At 72.2% G+C, this 17460-nt stretch carries 17 protein-coding genes and 1 pseudogene; 8 read left to right on the forward strand and 10 right to left on the reverse strand.

Annotated features, from left to right (window positions below):
• Positions 1 to 50: 50 nt before the first annotated feature.
• The 3 genes from BJ961_RS06740 to BJ961_RS06750 all read right to left on the reverse strand — a co-directional run bounded on the left by BJ961_RS06740 (position 51) and on the right by BJ961_RS06750 (position 3867).
• Entirely contained in the window at positions 51 to 1886 is a 1836-nt protein-coding gene (locus BJ961_RS06740; RefSeq protein ID WP_271320397.1) for a glycoside hydrolase family 18 chitinase, read from the reverse strand.
• Positions 1887 to 2032: 146 nt separating this feature from the next.
• Complete coding sequence (locus tag BJ961_RS06745; RefSeq protein ID WP_271320398.1) at positions 2033 to 2674, reverse strand: response regulator; 642 nt, start codon at positions 2672 to 2674, stop codon at positions 2033 to 2035.
• Entirely contained in the window at positions 2671 to 3867 is a 1197-nt protein-coding gene (locus BJ961_RS06750) for a sensor histidine kinase (protein WP_271320399.1), read from the reverse strand. The genes BJ961_RS06745 and BJ961_RS06750 overlap by 4 nt, the downstream gene beginning before the upstream one ends.
• A gap of 152 nt (positions 3868 to 4019) precedes the next feature.
• On the opposite strand from BJ961_RS06750, the gene BJ961_RS06755 reads away from it, so the two are divergent.
• Together BJ961_RS06755 and BJ961_RS06760 are read left to right on the forward strand one after the other, a co-directional pair.
• Positions 4020 to 4604 carry a hypothetical protein gene (locus tag BJ961_RS06755; protein WP_271320400.1) on the forward strand — a complete coding sequence of 195 codons (585 nt, stop codon included), beginning with the start codon at positions 4020 to 4022 and terminating at the stop codon, positions 4602 to 4604.
• Entirely contained in the window at positions 4601 to 4798 is a 198-nt protein-coding gene (locus BJ961_RS06760; RefSeq protein ID WP_271320401.1) for a DUF5708 family protein, read from the forward strand. Before BJ961_RS06755 ends, BJ961_RS06760 begins: the two co-directional genes overlap by 4 nt.
• 115 nt (positions 4799 to 4913) lie before the next feature.
• On the opposite strand, the gene BJ961_RS06765 is transcribed toward BJ961_RS06760, so the two are convergent.
• The 3 genes from BJ961_RS06765 to BJ961_RS06775 are packed head-to-tail and all read right to left on the reverse strand — an operon-like array spanning position 4914 to position 7049.
• Positions 4914 to 5486, reverse strand: coding sequence for a cob(I)yrinic acid a,c-diamide adenosyltransferase (locus BJ961_RS06765; RefSeq protein WP_271320402.1), 573 nt, complete (start codon positions 5484 to 5486; stop codon positions 4914 to 4916).
• Between the two features lie 13 nt (positions 5487 to 5499).
• A complete protein-coding gene (locus tag BJ961_RS06770) occupies positions 5500 to 6249 on the reverse strand; it encodes an ABC transporter permease (protein ID WP_271320403.1) in 750 nt (249 codons plus the stop codon).
• Between the two features lie 17 nt (positions 6250 to 6266).
• The gene (locus BJ961_RS06775; RefSeq protein ID WP_271320404.1) at positions 6267 to 7049 is read right to left on the reverse strand and encodes an ABC transporter ATP-binding protein; all 783 of its coding nucleotides are present in this window, start codon (positions 7047 to 7049) and stop codon (positions 6267 to 6269) included.
• Positions 7050 to 7129: 80 nt separating this feature from the next.
• Between BJ961_RS06775 and BJ961_RS06780 the strand changes: the two genes are divergently transcribed.
• From BJ961_RS06780 to BJ961_RS06795, 4 genes are all read left to right on the forward strand, one after another.
• Positions 7130 to 7771, forward strand: coding sequence for a TetR/AcrR family transcriptional regulator (locus BJ961_RS06780; RefSeq protein WP_271320405.1), 642 nt, complete (start codon positions 7130 to 7132; stop codon positions 7769 to 7771).
• Between the two features lie 136 nt (positions 7772 to 7907).
• Entirely contained in the window at positions 7908 to 8756 is an 849-nt protein-coding gene (locus BJ961_RS06785) for a 3-hydroxyacyl-CoA dehydrogenase family protein (protein ID WP_271320406.1), read from the forward strand.
• Between the two features lie 170 nt (positions 8757 to 8926).
• On the forward strand, positions 8927 to 9250 hold the full coding sequence (locus BJ961_RS06790) for an STAS domain-containing protein (RefSeq protein ID WP_030187305.1): 324 nt from the start codon (positions 8927 to 8929) through the stop codon (positions 9248 to 9250).
• Positions 9251 to 9544: 294 nt separating this feature from the next.
• Positions 9545 to 12178, forward strand: a complete 2634-nt coding sequence (locus BJ961_RS06795) for an ATP-binding protein (protein ID WP_271320407.1) — start codon at positions 9545 to 9547, stop codon at positions 12176 to 12178.
• 81 nt (positions 12179 to 12259) lie between these two features.
• Here the strand turns inward: BJ961_RS06795 and nucS are convergent, their stop codons facing one another.
• Positions 12260 to 12931, reverse strand: a complete 672-nt coding sequence (gene nucS / locus BJ961_RS06800; RefSeq protein WP_271320408.1) for an endonuclease NucS — start codon at positions 12929 to 12931, stop codon at positions 12260 to 12262.
• A gap of 279 nt (positions 12932 to 13210) precedes the next feature.
• Between nucS and BJ961_RS06805 the strand changes: the two genes are divergently transcribed.
• Positions 13211 to 13603 carry an SCO5389 family protein gene (locus BJ961_RS06805; RefSeq protein ID WP_055421911.1) on the forward strand — a complete coding sequence of 131 codons (393 nt, stop codon included), beginning with the start codon at positions 13211 to 13213 and terminating at the stop codon, positions 13601 to 13603.
• Between the two features lie 76 nt (positions 13604 to 13679).
• Here the strand turns inward: BJ961_RS06805 and BJ961_RS06810 are convergent, their stop codons facing one another.
• Positions 13680 to 14708, reverse strand: a complete 1029-nt coding sequence (locus BJ961_RS06810) for an LLM class flavin-dependent oxidoreductase (protein WP_271320409.1) — start codon at positions 14706 to 14708, stop codon at positions 13680 to 13682.
• A gap of 254 nt (positions 14709 to 14962) precedes the next feature.
• Here BJ961_RS06810 and BJ961_RS06815 point away from each other — a divergent pair, with 254 nt between their 5' ends.
• Complete coding sequence (locus BJ961_RS06815) at positions 14963 to 15295, forward strand: ATP/GTP-binding protein (RefSeq protein ID WP_271320410.1); 333 nt, start codon at positions 14963 to 14965, stop codon at positions 15293 to 15295.
• Positions 15296 to 15309: 14 nt separating this feature from the next.
• Here BJ961_RS06815 and BJ961_RS06820 read toward each other — a convergent pair whose 3' ends face one another.
• Together BJ961_RS06820 and BJ961_RS06825 are read right to left on the reverse strand one after the other, a co-directional pair.
• Positions 15310 to 16179, reverse strand: coding sequence for an ABC transporter permease (locus tag BJ961_RS06820; protein WP_328659331.1), 870 nt, complete (start codon positions 16177 to 16179; stop codon positions 15310 to 15312).
• A pseudogene (locus BJ961_RS06825) lies at positions 16176 to 17442 on the reverse strand (ABC transporter ATP-binding protein). Before BJ961_RS06825 ends, BJ961_RS06820 begins: the two are co-directional and overlap by 4 nt.
• Positions 17443 to 17460: the final 18 nt, after the last annotated feature.

Consider the following 17460-nt stretch of genomic DNA (forward strand, 5'->3'; position numbering starts at 1 on the left):
CCCCCTGGACGAAGCCCGAGGGGAGAGCGGATGCGGCTACGGGGTGGTTGTTACTTCAGACCGCTGTCGATGGCGCTGACCAGCTCGCCGTTGGCGGTGTCGCCGCTGAACTCCCAGAAGAAGGCGCCGCCGAGGCCCTGCTGCTCCGCCCAGTCCATCTTGGACTTGATGGTGGCCGGGGTGTCGTAGGACCACCAGTTGGTGCCGCAGTGGGCGTAGGCGGTGCCGGCGATGGTGCCGGTGGCCGGGCAGCTGTTCTTGAGGACCTTGTAGTCCTCGATGCCCGCCTCGTAGGTGCCGGCCGCCGGGCCGGTGGCGGTGCCGCCGGGCGCGGACTGGGTGACGCCGGTCCAGCCGCGGCCGTAGAAGCCGATGCCGATCAGGAGCTTGTCGGCCGGCACGCCCTTGGACTTGAACTTCGCCATCGCGTCGGCGGTGTTGAAGCCCTGCTGCGGGATGCCGTCGTACGCGTTCAGCGGCGAGTGCGGTGCGGTGGGACCGTTCTTCGCCCAGGCGCCGAAGAAGTCGTACGTCATCACGTTGTACCAGTCGATGGACTTCGAGGCCTCGCCGTAGTCGGCGGCGTCGATCTTGCCGCCGTCCGAGCCGTCGGCGGTGACGGCCGCGGTGATCAGGTAGTCCTGGCCGAACTCGGCGCGCATGGCCTTCATCATGTTGCTGAAGGCGTTCGGGGAGCTGGTCTCGTCGCAGCTGAGGCCGCAGGCGTTCGGGTACTCCCAGTCCAGGTCGATGCCGTCGAAGACGTCGGCCCAGCGCGGGTCCTCGACCAGGTCGTGGCAGGACTTCGCGAACGCGGCCGGGTTCTTCACGGCGTCGGGGAAGCCGCCGGACCAGGTCCAGCCGCCGAAGGAGTAGAGGATCTTGATGTTCGGGTACTTGGCCTTCAGCTTGCGCAGCTGGTTGAAGTTGCCGCGCAGCGGCTGGTCCCAGGTGTCGGCGACGCCGTCGACGGACTGGTCGGCGGTGTACGCCTTGTCGTAGTCGGCGTAGGAGTCGCCGATGGTGCACTTGCCGCCCTGGACGTTGCCGAAGGCGTAGTTGATGTGCGTGATCTTGTCGGCGGAGCCGGAGGTGACCAGGTTCTTCACGTGGTAGTTGCGGCCGTAGACGCCCCAGTTGGTGAAGTAGCCCATCTTGACCTCGGCACCGGGGTTCGGGTTCGGGTTGCCGCCGTCCCCGCCGCCGGTGGTGGTGACCTTGACGGAGCCGCTGACCGGGCCGGTCTGGTCGGCGGTGTCGCGGGCCTTCACGGTGTACGAGTAGTCGGTGCCCTTGGTGAGGCCGTTGTCCGTGTAGGTGGTGCCGGTGACGGTGGCGACCTTCGCGCCGTCCCGCAGGACGTCGTAGTTCTTGACGCCCTTGTCGTCGGTCGCCGCCGACCAGGAGAGCTTCACCGAGGTGTCGGTGATGTTGGAGGCGGTGGGCGTGCCGGGCGCGGAGGGGGCCTCGTCACCGGGGACCGAGGTGCCGTCGCAGCTGCCGCCGTTGAGCTTGCAGTTGGACGGGGAGCCGGGTCCGCTGCCGTTGAAGCCGAAGGAGACCGAGGCCCCGGGGGCGAGCGTCCCGTTCCAGCCGACGTTCTTGGCGGTCCAGTGGTCGGCGGAGTTGGTGACGGTGGCGTCCCAGGCGGAGGTGACCTTGGTGCCGCTGGGGAAGTCCCACTCGACGGTCCAGGAGCTGAGGGAGGCGGTGCCGGTGTTCTTCACCGTCCACTTGCCGCCGAAGCCCGTGCCCCAGTCCGAGGTCTTCTCGAAGGTGGCCGTCGCGCTCGCGGCGGCCTGGGCCGGGCTCGCGAGGCCGACCAGGCCGGGGAGGGGAAGCGCCAGGGTCGCTGCGAGTGCCGCGGCTTTGTGTCTGAAGCGCATGTGCGCCTCCTTTTGGGGGATGTTGTCGAGGGCATGACTGAGCCTCATGCCCGCAGTGCGGCGAGAATAGAAAGGTCTGGACCACAGGTCAATAGGTCTGGACCAATGTGGCGGTCGGTGGTTGAACCGGTGATGAAGAGGGGAAACTAGATACCCAACTCCTGTGCCAGCACCGCCGCTTGGACCCGGCTGCGCAGCCCCAGCTTCCCCAGCAGTCGGCTGACGTGCGTCTTCACCGTGGCCTCCGCCATGTCGAGACGCTCGGCGACCGCCGCGTTGGACAGTCCCTCGCCGAGACAGGACAGCACCTCGCGCTCACGCCGGGTCAGCTCCCGCAGCACCGCCGGGTCCGCGGTCGGCTCGCGCATCGGCTTCGCGGCGAACTCGGCGATCAGCCGCCGGGTGACGGCCGGGGCCACGATGCCCTCGCCGCCGGCCACCGTGCGCACGGCCGTGAGCAGGTCCTTGGCGTCGGTGTTCTTCAGCAGGAACCCGGCGGCCCCCGCCCGCAGCGCCCCGAACACGTACTCGTCGAGGTCGAAGGTGGTCAGCACCAGGACGTCGGCGAGCTGCTCGCCGACCACGATCCGGGTCGCCGACACGCCGTCCAGGCGCGGCATCTGCACGTCCATCAGCACCAGGTCGGGACGCAGCTCCCGGGCCAGCGACACCGCCTGCTCGCCATCGGCTGCCTCGCCCACCACCTCGATGTCCGGTGCGCTGCCCAGGATCAGCACCAGCCCCGCGCGGACGGCGGACTGGTCCTCGGCGACGAGGACGCGGATCATGCGAGGTCTCCTTCGGTCAGGGGCAGCGCTGCGCGCACGGCCCAGATCTTGCCGCCCGCCGGGCCGGGGTCCGCCACCGCCCCGGCCTCGAACGTGCCGTGCAGCAGCGCGGCCCGCTCCCGCATCCCGACCAGACCGGCGCCGGAACCGGGCGCGCGCGGGGTGTCCCGGTCGCCGTACGGGCTGGTCACCTCGACCCGCAGGGCGCCCTCGTGCCGGTCGAGCCGCACCCGGACGGTGCCCGGCGAGGCGTGCTTGAGGGCGTTGGTGAGCGACTCCTGCACGATCCGGTACGCGGCCAGCTCGACCGGCGCGGGCAGGCTCTCGCCGGGTGCCGCGTCCAGGGTGACGTCGAGGCCGTTGGCGCGGGCGCCCTCGACCAGCGCGCCGAGCCCGTCGAGGGTGGGGGCGGCGGCCGGCTCGGTGTCCCCACCCTGGTCCCGCAGGATGCCGATGAGGCGTCGCATCTCGGCCAGTCCCGCCACGCTGTTCTCCCGGATCACGCCGAGCGCCTGCCGGGTGGTCGCCGCGTCGTCCAGGGAGAGCGCGGCCGTGGAGTGGATGGCGATCGCGGACAGGTGGTTGGCGACCATGTCGTGCAGCTCGCGGGCCATCCGGGAGCGCTCCGCCGTCACCGCCTGGACCCGGTCCGTCTCGGCGAGCAGCGCGGTCTGCTCGGCCCGCAGCAGGGCGGCGTCGGCGGCCTCGCGGTGGCTGCGCACGATCAGCCCGGTGGAGGCGGGCGCGAACGCCACCACTCCGACGGCCACACCGATGAGCAGCGCCTCGGGCACCCGCCACACGGCGAACGGCACCAGCGTCGAGGCGACGGTGAGCAGCCCGGTGATCCACGGGATGCGGCGGGCCGAGGCGGGCGGACCGTACAGCACGGCGGCGTACATCAGGTCGGTGTACATGATCACCGTGACCAGGCTGCCCTGGGTGAGCGTGTCCGCGGTGAGTGCGACGGTGCCGATCAGCAGACCGGTGCGCGGCGCGGCCCGGCGCAGCAGCTCGCAGCCCGCCATGACGACGAGCGGGACCAGCAGCGGCCAGCGGCCGCCGAACAGCACGATCGGCTCGTCGGCCGGCCGTACGCCGAGGCCGATGCCCCACAGCAGCAGCCCGCCCAGCAGCCCGGCCGACGCGGCGTACACGTCGAAGCGGCGCGGGCGGGGGAGTCGTACGGCCATGCCACCATCCAACACGGCCCGTACCCCGCCCGCCTGATCCCCGGGAAGGGTCCGGCACTGCATCTTTCGATGTACCGGAGGTTCGTCACCGCCGACGACGAACCCGGCGGATTCCGACGGGAGCCTGGGAGGGTGAACGAAGGGAGTGCGTCGTGGTCGTCGCGTTGATCATCGCCTGTGAGGTCGGCTTCTGGGTCCTGCTGGCCCTCGGGCTCGGCGCCCGCTACCTGCTGAAGTGGCGGCGCACCAGCGTGGTCCTGCTGCTGTGCGAGCCGGTGCTGGAACTGGTGCTGTTCGCCGTGACGGCGTGGGACCTGAAGAACGGCGCCGATCCCGGCTGGGAGCACGGCCTGGCCGCGCTGTACATCGGCTACACCGTCGCGTACGGCCACTACACGATCCGCTGGCTCGACGGCCACGCCGCCCACCGGCTGGGCGGGGGACCGCCGCCGGTCAAACCCCCGCGCTACGGCATGCCCCGGGCGCGGCACGAGGGCCGGCTGTGGCTGCGCACCCTGTTGGGTGCCGCCGTGGCCTGCGCGCTGCTCCAGGGCGCCGTCCGGTACGTCGGCGACGACGGCGACGTCTCGTCCCTGCGGGCCTTCCAGTGGGCGGCGATCCGGGCCCTCGGAATTCACGGCGCGGTGGCCCTCGCGTACCTGATCTGGCCGAAGAAGGCGCCAGCCGGGACGCCCGAGGCCCCGACCGAGGCGCGGAAGCAGGAGGCACACCGGTGACCCGGGCGTCGAAGAACCTGCTGGAGGGCACCGTCACCCTGCTCGCCGGGCTGGCCCTGTGGCTGTTCGCCGGTGACGTGGAAGTCCCCGTCGTCACCCTGACCAAGGTCGGCATCGTGCTGATGTGCGTCGGCGGCGTACAGACCGCCTGGGGACTGACCGGCGCCGTGCACCGGTCGGCCCGGGGCCTGTAGAACGTGAGCACGACCAACCGCGACCGGCACGACGACACCGACGAACAGGACGCGGCCCGTCTCGCCGACCGGCCTGCGGTGGTCGCCTGCCTCTACGGGGTGGTGGGGTGACGGGCTAGCGTTCCCCGCCCGGCACCCACAGCACGTCGCCGACCTCCTTGTTGGCCACCCGGGCCAGGATGAAGAGCAGGTCGGAGAGCCGGTTCAGGTAGGTCGCGGTGAGCGGGTTCATCGACTCGCCGTGGACCTCCAGCGCCGCCCACGTGGAGCGCTCGGCGCGGCGGACCACCGTGCACGCCTGGTGCAGCAGGGCCGCGCCGGGGGTGCCGCCGGGGAGGATGAAGGAGCGGAGCTTCTCCACCTCGGCCAGGTGGCGGTCGCAGTCCGCCTCCAGCTTGTCGACGTAGAACTGCTCGACCCTGAGCGGCGGGAACTCCGGGTTCTCCACCACCGGCGTCGACAGGTCCGCGCCCACGTCGAACAGGTCGTTCTGGACGCGGACGAGGACCTTGACGACCTCCTCGGACAGGCCGCCGAGGGCGATGGCGGTCCCGATCACCGCGTTCGCCTCGTTGGCGTCGGCGTACGCGGAGATCCTGAAGTCGGTCTTGGGGACCCGGCTCATGTCGCCCAGGGCGGTGGTGCCCTGGTCGCCGGTGCGGGTGTAGATGCGCGTCAGGTTGACCATCGGACCAGCGTAGTCACGCCCCCGTGGTGCGGAACACGCGTGTGCCCACCGTCACGGCCAGCGCGGTGAGGGCGAGGGCGACGAGGACGCCGTACAGCATGTGTGCCGTCGCGTAGGAGCCGATGTAGGCGTCCCGCACCGCGTCCACCAGATAGCGGAAGGGCATCAGGTGCGACAGCACGTCCAGCCACCCCGGGCCCAGCGCCATCGGGAGCATCAGGCCGGACAGCAGCATCGACGGCATCGTCAGCGCGTTGATCGTGGGCCCGAACTCCTGCGGCGTACGGACCTTCATCGCCAGCGCGTACGACAGCGAGGCCAGCGACACCGTGAGCAGGGCGACGAAGGCGAAGCCGATCAGCACGCCGGGCAGCGGCGCGCGCAGGCCCATCACCAGGGCCGCGAGCACCAGCAGCACCGCCTGGAAGGCGAAGACGGTGGCGTCCCGCAGGACCCGGCCGAGCAGCAGCGCCAGGCGGCTGACGGGCGTCACGCGCATCCGCTCGACCACTCCCAGGCTGTTCTCGATGATGATCGAGAACCCGGCGAAGGAGGCGCCGAACAGGCCGAGTTGCAGCAGCAGGCCGGGGACCAGCACCTGCCAGGAGCTGCCCTGGCCGCCGAGCGGCAGGTCGGTCAGCAGCGGGCCGAAGAAGAGCAGGTACAGCAGCGGCATCAGCACGCCGAACAGCAGCGCGAAGCGGGAGCGCAGCGACTGGCGCAGATAACGGCCGTAGATCAGGCCGGTGTCGTGGAGCAGCATCGGGAATCCTCGAAAGGTCAGACGGCGACGGGGGCGGCGTCGGCCGGAGCCGCGCTGCGGCCGGTGACGGCCAGGAAGGTGTCCTGGAGGGAGGCGTCGGGCGAGCCGCCGTACTCCCGCTTCAGGGCGGCGGGAGTGCCCTCGGCGACCACCGTGCCGCCGTCCACGACGACCAGGCGGTCGGAGAGGGCGTCGGCCTCGTCCAGGTAGTGGGTGGTCAGGAAGACCGTGGTGCCGTGCTCGGCGCGCAGCCGGCGGACCAGGTCCCACAGGTCGGCGCGGCTGCCCGGGTCCAGACCGGTCGTCGGCTCGTCCAGGAAGAGCACCTTCGGGCGGTGCGTGAGCGCCATCGCGATGTCCAGCCGCCGCCGCTGCCCGCCGGAGAGCGCGCCGCACCTGCGGTCGAGCAGCTCGCCCAGGCCCAGGTCGCGGGCCAGCTCGTCGGCGCGCTCGGCGGCCCGCGCCCTGGTCAGCCGGTACAGGCGGCCCTGGGTGACCAGCTCCTCCCGGACCGTGACCTGCGGGTCCACCCCGCCCGACTGCGCCACGTACCCGCACGCCGCGCGCACCCCGGCCGGGTCGGTCGCCAGGTCGTGCCCGGCGACGGTGGCCGCGCCGCCGGTGGGGGCGAGCAGGGTCGTGAGCATCCGCAGGGTGGTGGTCTTGCCTGCGCCGTTGGGGCCCAGGAAGCCCAGGATCTCGCCCTCGCGGACGGTGAGGTCGATGCCGCGCACCGCCTCGACCGGGCCGCGCTTCGTGGCGAAGGTGCGGGCCAGCTGGGCCGTACTGATGATTGCCATGCGCTCCAGAAAAACAGAGTCACTGAAATTTTGCAACGACACCAAGTTTCCATCGGCCCCAACGAAGCTAGGATGCGGTCATGGCCGAGGGACTCAGGGAACGGAAGAAGCGGCAGACCCGGCAGTACATCTCGGATGTCGCCACCGGGCTGTTCCTGGAGCGCGGCTTCGAGGCCGTGACGGTGGCGGAGGTGGCGGACGCCTCGGACGTCTCCGTCAACACCGTGTACAACTACTTCCCGGCCAAGGAGGACCTGTTCCTCGACCGCTCCAAGGGGGTCGTCGACCGGCTGTCGCGCTGGGTGCGCGGACGGGGCGAGGGGGAGTCGGCCGCTCGGGCCGTGCTGCGGGAACTGCGCGAGGAGGTCGAGTCGGTTTCGCCCCGGATCGGCCTCATGGACGGATACGCGCGCTTCATGGGAGTCATCCACTCCTCGCCCGCGCTGCGTTCCCGGCTCTGGGCGATCGGCCAGGAGGTGCAGGACAACCTCGAGCGCACCCTGCGCGAGGAGACCGGCGCCCCGGACGACGACCCCGTCCCCTCGCTGATGGCCGGTCAGGTCAACTGGCTGCACGGCACGGTGATGGCGGCCATCGGCCGCCGCCTGATGGCCGGCGGGAAACCCGCCGAGGTGTCCCGCGACATCCTCGTGCTGCTGGACGAGATGGAGGAGCTGTTGAGCGAGAAGGTGCTCAACTACGCCGTACGGGGCGCGGAGTGACACCCGAACGGCGCCCCACGGTGTGATGTCCGTCATGTGAGACGTGACGCGCGTTACTAACCGGTCACACAGCGCCTCACGCCCGCTAATCTCCGGCCGAGAGACGAGAATCAGCGCGTATCAGGGGAGTCGCACAGTGGCACGGAAGCTCGCCGTCATCGGAGCCGGTCTCATGGGGTCCGGCATCGCCCAGGTCTCCGCGCAGGCGGGCTGGGACGTCGTCCTGAGGGACGTCACCGACGAGGCGCTGCGGCGCGGGACCGACGGCATCAAGGCCTCCTACGACAAGTTCGTCGCCAAGGGGAAGCTCACCGCCGACGACGCCGGGGCCGCCCTCGCGCGCATCACCGCGACCACCGACCTGGACGCCGCCGCCGACGCGGACGTCGTCGTCGAGGCCGTCTTCGAGAAGCTCGAGGTCAAGCACGAGATCTTCCGTACCCTGGACAAGCTGGTGAAGGACGGGGCGATCCTCGCGTCCAACACCTCCGCCATCCCGATCACCAAGATCGCGGCCGTGACGGAGCGCCCCGAGCGGGTCGTCGGCACCCACTTCTTCTCGCCGGTCCCGATGATGCGGCTGTGCGAGCTGGTGCGCGGCTACAAGACCAGCGACGAAACGCTCGCCACCGCACGGGAGTTCGCCGAGTCCACCGGCAAGACCTGCATCGTCGTCAACCGCGACGTCGCCGGATTCGTGACCACCCGGCTCATCTCCGCCCTCGTCGTCGAGGCCGCGAAGCTGTACGAGTCGGGCGTCGCCACCGCCGAGGACATCGACCTCGCCTGCAAGCTGGGCTTCGGCCACGCGATGGGACCGCTGGCCACCGCCGACCTGACCGGCGTCGACATCCTGCTGCACGCCACGGGCAACATCTACACCGAGTCCCAGGACGAGAAGTTCGCCCCGCCGGAGCTGATGCGCCGGATGGTGGACGCCGGTGACATCGGCCGCAAGAGCGGGCAGGGCTTCTACAAGCACTGAGGTCGCGTCGGCCCCGACAGGACGTCACACGCCGGGGTGAATTCGGTATCGGTTCGCTTACAGACGGCAACCTCCGGTCGTTTCGGCCAGTCAGAGGGTGCAACACCTGATATCGCCGAGAGATCACGACGCAGAGACGACGAAGAGAAGACGCACGCCGGGGAGCGCATATGCACATCAGGGGCGACCACGTCGAGCTGGTCGTCGGGGGCCGCCTCGACGTCCGCAGCGCGGCGGACGCCCGTACGGTCCTGCACTCGGCCGTCGACGACGGAGTCGGCGACCTGGTGCTCGACCTGTCAGAGCTCGACTCCTGGGACGCCACCGGACTCGGCGTGATCATGGGGGCCCACCGGAGGGCCGGCCGCTGCGGCCGGCGCCTGGTGCTGCGCGACGTACCGCCGCAGATGCAGCGCCTGCTGGTGGCCACCCGACTGCACCGGATCCTCGCCATCGAGGGCGGCATCGGCGTGGAGACCCTGCCCAGAGTGTGAGGCCGCGGGCCGGTTCCGCCGCGGACCGGGGCGGCCCGGACACCGCTCGGCGACTGTTCCGACAAACGTCCGACACACGTCCGACACACGCAATCCTCACGAGACCGTGACCTCTCGGACGGGCGGGGGCCCCGGACTGTCGGCCATACTGAGCGAAGGTTTAGGGTCTGGCTGCCCGCCTTTTGGAACCCACCGGCGGGTCCGGACCAGAAGCGACAGCGCGGTGTGCGGCAAGGCCGGGAGGGTGGTCCCGACCGGGGCCCTGCACACGACGCTTTTGGGGGGCTTGAACCTATGGACCCGAACAGCCGGGGACCCGAGGAGTACGGCCAGGACGCCAACCACCAGGCGTCGCGCCCGCGCCCGTCCAGGGATCCGCTCACCTCCGACTTCGGACAGCCCGCGCCCGCGCTCGCACGCACCGTGCAACTGGTGTCCGGCGACTTCCTGCTGACCGTCAACCCCGTCGACGGCAGCGAGATCGAGGTCTGCCCGCCCGCGGAGCGGCCCGCGCGGCCCGACAAGCTCACCGCGGCCGAACGCGCCGAGGCGGAGCGCGCCGCCCGGCCGCCCGTCCCGCCCGGACCGGTCCGGACGGTGCTCGGCCTGCTGGCCCGCGAGGACGAACGCGAACGCCTGGTGCGGCTGCTCGCCCGCGGCCGCTCCGTCCGCCTCACCGGCCCCGCCGGCTCCGGCCGCACCAGCCTCCTCGACGTCGTCGCCGAGGACTGCGCGGGCCTCGCACCCGACGGCGTCGTCCGGCTCAACGGCTTCCACCGCACCGCCGACGACCTGCTCCACGACCTCTTCTACGCCGTCCACGGCGCCCCCCTGCACCGTCCGGGCCGGGAGGAACTCCTCGGGCACCTGCGGGAGGTCGGCGCGGTCGTCGTCCTGGACGACGTCGAGTTCGGCGGCACCGCCCTCGACGAACTCCTCGACGCCACCCCCGAGTGCGCCTTCGTCCTCGGCACCACCCCCGACGTGCCCGCCCCCTCCGCCGACTCGGCCGTCGAGGAGGTCTTCCTCACCGGCCTGGACCGCGCGGACGGCGTGGAACTCCTCGAGCGCGCCGCCGGCCGGTCCCTCACCGAGGAGGAGGCCAACTGGGCCGGGGACCTCTGGTTCGAGTCCGAGGGCCTGCCGCTGCGCTTCGTCCAGGCCGGTGCCCTGCTGCGGCGCCGCGACCGCCAGCGGGCCGGCGCCGACGCCGTCGACGAGTTCGGCGTCTTCGCCGACGCCCGACCCGCCGACGACACGCCCTACGACGCCGACGAGGCCGACGAGGTGCCCCTGCCGTCCCTCGGCGAGGCCGCCGCGCCCGCGCCGCTGCTCGCCTCGCGGCTCAGCGCCTCCGCCCGCGCCACCCTGGAGTTCGCCGTCGCGCTCGGCGGCGAGGTGCCGCACCAGGCGCACCTGCCCGCCCTGGTCGGCGACACCCACGCCGACGCCGCCCTCGGCGAGTTGGCCGACTGCGGACTGGTCTCCCCGGTCGGCTCCCGCTACCGCCTGGCCGCCGGGGTCCTCACCCAGCTGGAGAGCGCCGGCTACGCCGACGACGTACGGGAGCGGGCGTCGTCCGCCGCGCAGCACTACGCCTGGTGGGCCGGACACCCCTCGGTCACCCCGGAGCGGGTCTGCGCGGAGGCCGACGCCGTACTCGCCGCCCTCGCCGTGCTGGTCCCGGCGACGATCCCGACCGCCCGGGACGAGGAGAGCCCGGCCGTCCAGCTCGCCCGCACCGCGGCGCCCGCGTTCGCCGCCGGGCTGCACTGGAGCGCCTGGCAGCGGGCGCTGCGCTCCGGCACCGAGGCCTCCCGGCTCGCCGGTGACGTCGCCGAACAGGCCTACTTCCACCACGAACTCGGCATCCTCGCGCTGTGCGAGGGCCGGCTGGACCGGGCGCGCGCCGAACTGGAGGCCTCCATCGGGCTGCGCGGCGCGCTCTCCGACAAGCGCGGCGCGGTGGCCGGCCGCCGCGCCCTCGCCCTGGTCGCCGACCGGTCCGGGGACACGCCCGGCCTGGGCAGCGGCGCCGGTGCGTTCGCCGGTGCGTTCGGCGGGGCGGGTGCCGTCGCCGGATTCGGCGTCGCGGGCGCCGGCCTCGGCCCCACGGCGGGGGAGGAGGTGCCCGACGCCCGCAACGAGGAGTCGGTGTCGCCGTCCGCGGGCGTTCCCGCGCCCTTCCCGCCGCTCCAGCCGCCTCCGCAGTCCCCCACCCTCGTCACCCGCCGCGAGCCGGACGAGGAGCAGACCCGCACGGTCGGCAGCGGCATCAAGGGCTTCGCGCGACGCAACCTGGTGGCCGCCGGAGCGGGCGCGCTTCTCGTCGCCGTGCTCGGCACGGTGGTGACCCTCGGAGCCACGTCCGAGAACGACGCGGGCGACCCCTCCAACGACGTCGGCGTCAACCCCTCGGCCAGCCAGGGCATCGACGACGGCGACCTGGACGCGGACCGGCCCTCCGACGACGGCCGGGGACAGGGCGCGACCGGCCGCCCGAGCGACTCCGCGACGCCCGGCACGTCGGGCGCCCCGACGCCCACGGAGTCGGGGCGGCCCTCGGACGGACCGAGCAGTTCGAGCGGCAGCACGGACCCCGGCGACGACGAGAGCCCGGACGACCCGGGCTCGCCGGACGAGCCGAGCAAGTCGCCCAGTTCGCCGCCGACCACCCCCACTACCCCGCCGCAGACCTCCAGCGAGCCGCCCCCCAGCCCCACGACCAGCGAACCCACCGACCCCGAGCCGTCGGACGACACGCCGACCGGGACCACGTCCCCGGACACGTCCACCAGCGCCGGCGACACCGTCATGCCCACCGCGGCCAGTTCACCCGTCGGCACCCCCACCGCCACGCGGAGCAGCACGGGCGCCGACACCGGTGGTGCCACCGGCGAGGACCCGGCGACGGATCAGATCATCTGACCCCGCCGGCAGGGCGACAGCACGGGAGGGCCGGATCCGCGCGCCGGACCCGGCCCTCCCCGCGACGTGTGTGACGGCGCCTCAGAACAACCGCAGCTTGTCGTCCTCGATGCCCCGCAGCGCGTTGTAGTCCAGCACCTGGCAGCCGATCCCGCGGTCCGTGGCCAGCACGCGCGCCTGCGGCTTGATCTCCTGCGCGGCGAAGACACCCCGCACCGGGGCGAGATGCGGATCGCGGTTCAGCAGCTCCAGGTAGCGGGTGAGCTGCTCGACGCCGTCGATCTCGCCGCGCCGCTTGATCTCCACCGCGACGGTCCCGCCCTGGGCGTCCCGGCACAGGATGTCCACCGGGCCGATGGCGGTCATGTACTCGCGGCGGACGAGCGTGTAGCCCTCGCCCAGCGTCTCGATGCGGTCGGCGAGCAGCTCCTGGAGGTGCGCTTCCACGCCGTCCTTGATCAGACCCGGATCGACGCCCAGCTCGTGCGAGGAGTCGTGGAGGATCTCCTCCATCGTGATGATGAGCTTCTCGCCCGCCTTGTTGACGACGGTCCAGACGCCCTCCTCCTCGCCCGTGCCCTCCTTCAGGGAGCAGGGCGGCGACATCCAGTTGAGGGGCTTGTAGGCCCGGTCGTCGGCGTGGATCGAGACGCTGCCGTCCGCCTTGACCAGGATCAGCCGGGGGGCCGAGGGCAGGTGGGCGGTGAGCCGTCCGGCGTAGTCGACGGAGCAGCGGGCAATGACGAGACGCATGGTCGGCAACGCTACTCGACGCGCCCGGTCCGACGCGATTCGCCCGTGCCCGGGCCCTCTCCTCGCTGTCCCACTTCTCCCCTTGGCCCCGTCTTGCGCACTGGCCGATTGTCGGCCTACCGGATGGTGCCCATCTCGGCATTCTCCTGGTGCGGTCACGATCGGTTGCTTACGGTATTGAACGGGAGGTCGCGGACTGTGTACGCAGCGTGTTCGGCATCGCGCACTCCCTTAACTGTCCGGCAACCCCTGCTGGTCGGGGGTGCGAGAGGAGAACCCATGTCGCTCGACGTCTCACCGGCCCTACTCGAACAGGCCGAGCGAGGCGAGGTCGACGAAGCAGCCTTCGTCGACTGCGTCCGGACTTCCCTGCCCTACGCATGGGAGATGGTCAGCTCCCTGGTGGCACAGCTGAAGGTCGACGGCGGAGCGTTCGCCGACAACCAGACGCCCCCGCCGGACGAGCAGGCGCGCGGCCAGCTGCTGCGTGCGCTCGCGAGTGACGCCATACGCGGTGCACTGCAGCGGCACTTCGGGGTGCGGCTGGCCTTCCAGAACTGCCACCGGGTGGCGGTGTTCCCGTTGGACTCCTCGGTCGACGAGAAGCTGACCCGCTTCACCTCGGTGCGCAGCCAGGTGCTGAACCAGTCGCCCGAATTCCGGGACTGCTGAACCCAGTCGCCCGCTTGCCGCTCCGTACGCGGGAGGTGCAGTTCTGTACCGGAGCGGCAAGCACTCCGCGCCCCGCCTAGCGGAGCCGGGGGAGCACCTCGGCCCCGAGCCGCCGTACGTTCTCCTCGGTCGCCGCCAGATCGCCCGAACCCTCGACGAGGAGGGCGAAGCGGGAGATGCCGGTGCGCTCGCCGGTCGCCGCGAGCCGGTCCGCGCACAGGCGGGGCGGACCCACCGGGTGGAGTCCGCAGAGCAGCTCGGTGTAGTCGTACGGGTCGCGCATGCGCCGCTCCCGGCCGTCCACCGTGACATGGGCGCCCAGGCCCTGCCGCAGCCAGCCCGGCATCGCCTTGAGCAGGGTCTCCGCCGCGTCCGTGCGCCGGTCCGCGATCTGGCAGACGCCGGCCGAGACGTGCGCCGCGCCGTGCACCTCGGCCGCCGGGCGCCCGGCCGCGCGGGCGTGGCGCCGCCACAGGGCGACCATCTCCGCCTTCTCCTCGTCGCCGACGTGCATCCCCAGGAGCATCGGCAGCCCCCGCTCGGCCGCCGTGCGCACACTCGACGGCGACGTGCAGGCCACGACGACCTCCGGGCCCGGCTCCTCCGACAGGGACTCCGAGGGGCGCGGCACGACGGGCACCTCGCGGAACCGGAAGCGGTCCCCCAAGGCGCCGACGGCCGGTTCGCGCAGCCAGCGCACCAGCAGATCGAGTGATTCCGGAAAACCCGCCTCGTACGCTTCCAGGCCCGCGCCGAACACCTCCAGGTCCACCCACGGGCCGCCCCGGCCCACCCCCAGCGAGAAGCGGCCGCCGCTCGTGACGTGCAACAGCGCCGCCTGCTCGCCGAGCGCCACGGGATGGACGGTGGGCAGCACACTGACCGCGGTGCCGACCCGGATCCGCCGGGTGCGGCCCAGCAGCAGCGCGGCCAGGGTCACGGCCGACGGGCACGTGCCGTACGGCACGAAGTGGTGCTCGGCCAACCAGACCGTGTCGAGTCCGGCCTCCTCGGCGACCTCCGCCGAGCGGACCGCGCGGTGCAGCGCCTCTCCCTGACCCTGGCCCGGGAACTGCGCCCCCAACACGAAACTTCCTACGCGCATTGCCTTTTCCTGCTTCCTCGGCCCCGACACGGAGCTCCCCCACAGGGCATAACCGCCTGACACGTGCCGAGGACACGGCCGGACGGAGAGATTTGCGGATTGTCTGCAGAATCGGCCGTTGTGGGAGGGTGCGGGGCCGGGCGGGAACCGGGCACGGGGGAGTCGCGGTGCTCGGCGGCGTACGCGTACCCGTGTCCCCGTGCCGCGTAGGCTGGATGGCGCCCTGCTTCCTGTATAGCTCCGTGAGGTGTCCTGTGTCCCCGCGTCGCAACCGACCCAAGGAAGCCGGTTCGCCCGGCCGGAGCGCCGAGGAGGACGGCTCCGGCCGCTACGGCGGCTGGCAGTCCGCGGAGAGCTGGCAGGGCGAGGAGTGGAGCGTACGGCACGTGGCGGGCGCGAGCGCGCAGGGGAAGTCGTACCGCTGCCCGGGCTGCGACCAGCTGATCCCGGACGGGGTGCCGCACGTGGTGGCCTGGCCGGCGCACTCGGGCGTCGACGACCGCCGGCACTGGCACAAGTCCTGCTGGAACGCGAAGGACCGCCGCACCACGCGGGTGCAGCGGTCCCGTAACGCGCCCAGGTTCTGAGGGCAGGGCCGGCCCTACACGTCCCGCTTCTCCAGCAGGGCGAAGGCGCCGGCGAACGCGACGGCCGTCACGCCCAGCGCGATCCACAGCGGGTCCCAGCCCGAGGGCCCGGACTCGGAGAGCGAGTTGGCGTAGAAGATGCTCATCTGGTTCGGGATCGAGTACTCGAACAGCGCCTGCTGCACGTCCTCCAGCGACTTCGAGAACATGAACAGCGCGATCACCAGCGGGGCGAGCAGGACGCCGATCATGATGGTGATGGCGCCCGCCGAGTGCCGGATGATCGAACCCATGGCCAGCGAGAGCAGCCCGAGCAGCGCGATGTAGAGCGAGACGCCGACGGTGCCCTTCAGCCACTCCGAGCCGGTGGGGTCCGCGGCGCCGTTGCCCTCCAGCATGGAGACGTGGGCCAGCCCGATCAGCGTCGCCGACACCAGGGTCACCACGAAGGCGACCAGGAAGAACACGATCGCCTTCGCCGCAAGCACCCGGCCGCGGCTGGGGCAGGCGGTCATCGTCGTGCGGATCATGCCCGTGCCGTACTCCGACGCGGTGGTCAGCACGCCGAGCGTGATCACGCACATGCTGCCGAGCAGCAGCCCGAAGAAGCCCATGCTCAGCGCGCTCTCACCGGCCAGGTCCGAGGACGAGTTCGCCACGATCGCGCCGGTCAGCAGCCCGATGCCGAGGACCAGCAGGACGAACACGCCCAGCGTCCACATCGTCGAACGCACCGACTTGATCTTCGTCCACTCGGAGGCGATCGCGTGCACGATGCTCGTGCGCACCACCGGGATCGGCGAGGTGTAGGTGGGGTACGGCGAACCGGGCGCCGCCTGCCAGTCGGGCGCGGCCTGCTGCGTCGGGGGCTGGGGCGTGCTCATCGGGCGTCCTCGGGCTTGGTCGGGTCGGCGGCGGGCGCGGAGGCGGGAGCGGGCGCCGCGGCGGGCGGCGCCGGGGCCGCGGCGGGCGGCTGCGCCTGCGCTGCCTGGGGCGCCTGCTGGGCGGCGTACGGGTTGGCGGCGGAGCGCCCGGCACCGGTCCGGGCGCCGAGGGGCGCCGTACGGGCCCGCCGGTGCCCCGCCCGGAGCGCCCTGCGGCGCGGCGAAGGGCTGACTGCCCTGCTGGGGCGGCGGCGGCGCGTACCAGCCGGGCTGGCCCTGACCGGGCACCGGCATCGGCGGCTGCGCGCCGGGCGGCAGCGGCTGCTGGAGCCCGGCCTTCTGGTCGGCGGTCGACCGGTAGTCCACGGCGCCCTGCGTCATCCGCATGTACGCCTCCTCCAGCGAGGCCTGGTGCGGGGACAGCTCCCACAGCCGTACGTCGCTCGCGTGCGCGAGGTCGCTGATCCGGGGGAGTGCGAGGCCGGTCACGCGCAGCGCGCCGTCCTGCTCGGGCAGCACGTGGCCGCCCGCCTCGGTCAGCGCGGAGGTCAGCTTCTCGCGCAGCTGCGGCTCGGTGTCCGGCGTCCGCACCCGGGCGAAGTCGGCGGAGTTGGCCGAGATGAAGTCCGTCACGCTCATGTCGGAGAGGAGCTGACCGCGCCCGATGACGATCAGGTGGTCGGCGGTCAGCGCCATCTCGCTCATCAGGTGCGAGGAGACGAAGACCGTGCGGCCCTCCGCGGCGAGCGCCTTCATCAGGTTGCGCACCCAGTGGATGCCCTCCGGGTCGAGGCCGTTGACCGGCTCGTCGAAGAGCAGCACCTGGGGATCGCCGAGCAGCGCGGCCGCGATGCCGAGCCGCTGGCCCATACCGAGGGAGAAGCCCTTGGAGCGCCGCTTGGCCACGTCCTGGAGGCCCACCACGCCGAGCACCTCGTCCACCCGGCGGGCCGGGATGCCCGACAGCTGCGCGAGGCTCAGCAGATGGTTGCGGGCCGCCCGGCCGCCGTGCACGGCCTTGGCGTCCAGCAGCGCACCGACCTGGCGGGGGGCGTTCGGCAGCTTGCGGTACGGATGGCCGCCGATCGTGACGTACCCCGCGCTGGGGTTGTCCAGGCCGAGGATCATGCGCATCGTCGTCGACTTGCCCGAGCCGTTCGGCCCGAGGAAGCCGGTGACGGCGCCGGGCCGCACCTGGAAGGAGAGGTTGTGCACAGCGGTCTTGTCGCCGTAGCGCTTGGTCAGGCCGACAGCCTCGATCATGCTCCGCACCCATCGGAA

Source organism: Streptomyces lienomycini, from assembly GCF_027947595.1.
Lineage (GTDB): Bacteria > Actinomycetota > Actinomycetes > Streptomycetales > Streptomycetaceae > Streptomyces > Streptomyces lienomycini.

Coding starts and splice junctions, on each gene's coding strand:
- BJ961_RS06790 (WP_030187305.1), top strand. CDS start 8,927: ATGCACATCAGGGGCGACCACGTCGAGCTGGTCGTCGGGGGCCGCCTC.
- BJ961_RS06780 (WP_271320405.1), top strand. CDS start 7,130: ATGGCCGAGGGACTCAGGGAACGGAAGAAGCGGCAGACCCGGCAGTAC.
- BJ961_RS06740 (WP_271320397.1), bottom strand. CDS start 1,886: ATGCGCTTCAGACACAAAGCCGCGGCACTCGCAGCGACCCTGGCGCTT.
- BJ961_RS06795 (WP_271320407.1), top strand. CDS start 9,545: ATGGACCCGAACAGCCGGGGACCCGAGGAGTACGGCCAGGACGCCAAC.
- BJ961_RS06770 (WP_271320403.1), bottom strand. CDS start 6,249: ATGCTGCTCCACGACACCGGCCTGATCTACGGCCGTTATCTGCGCCAG.
- BJ961_RS06750 (WP_271320399.1), bottom strand. CDS start 3,867: ATGGCCGTACGACTCCCCCGCCCGCGCCGCTTCGACGTGTACGCCGCG.
- BJ961_RS06775 (WP_271320404.1), bottom strand. CDS start 7,049: ATGGCAATCATCAGTACGGCCCAGCTGGCCCGCACCTTCGCCACGAAG.
- BJ961_RS06745 (WP_271320398.1), bottom strand. CDS start 2,674: ATGATCCGCGTCCTCGTCGCCGAGGACCAGTCCGCCGTCCGCGCGGGG.
- BJ961_RS06805 (WP_055421911.1), top strand. CDS start 13,211: ATGTCGCTCGACGTCTCACCGGCCCTACTCGAACAGGCCGAGCGAGGC.
- BJ961_RS06820 (WP_328659331.1), bottom strand. CDS start 16,179: ATGAGCACGCCCCAGCCCCCGACGCAGCAGGCCGCGCCCGACTGGCAG.
- BJ961_RS06765 (WP_271320402.1), bottom strand. CDS start 5,486: ATGGTCAACCTGACGCGCATCTACACCCGCACCGGCGACCAGGGCACC.
- nucS (WP_271320408.1), bottom strand. CDS start 12,931: ATGCGTCTCGTCATTGCCCGCTGCTCCGTCGACTACGCCGGACGGCTC.
- BJ961_RS06810 (WP_271320409.1), bottom strand. CDS start 14,708: ATGCGCGTAGGAAGTTTCGTGTTGGGGGCGCAGTTCCCGGGCCAGGGT.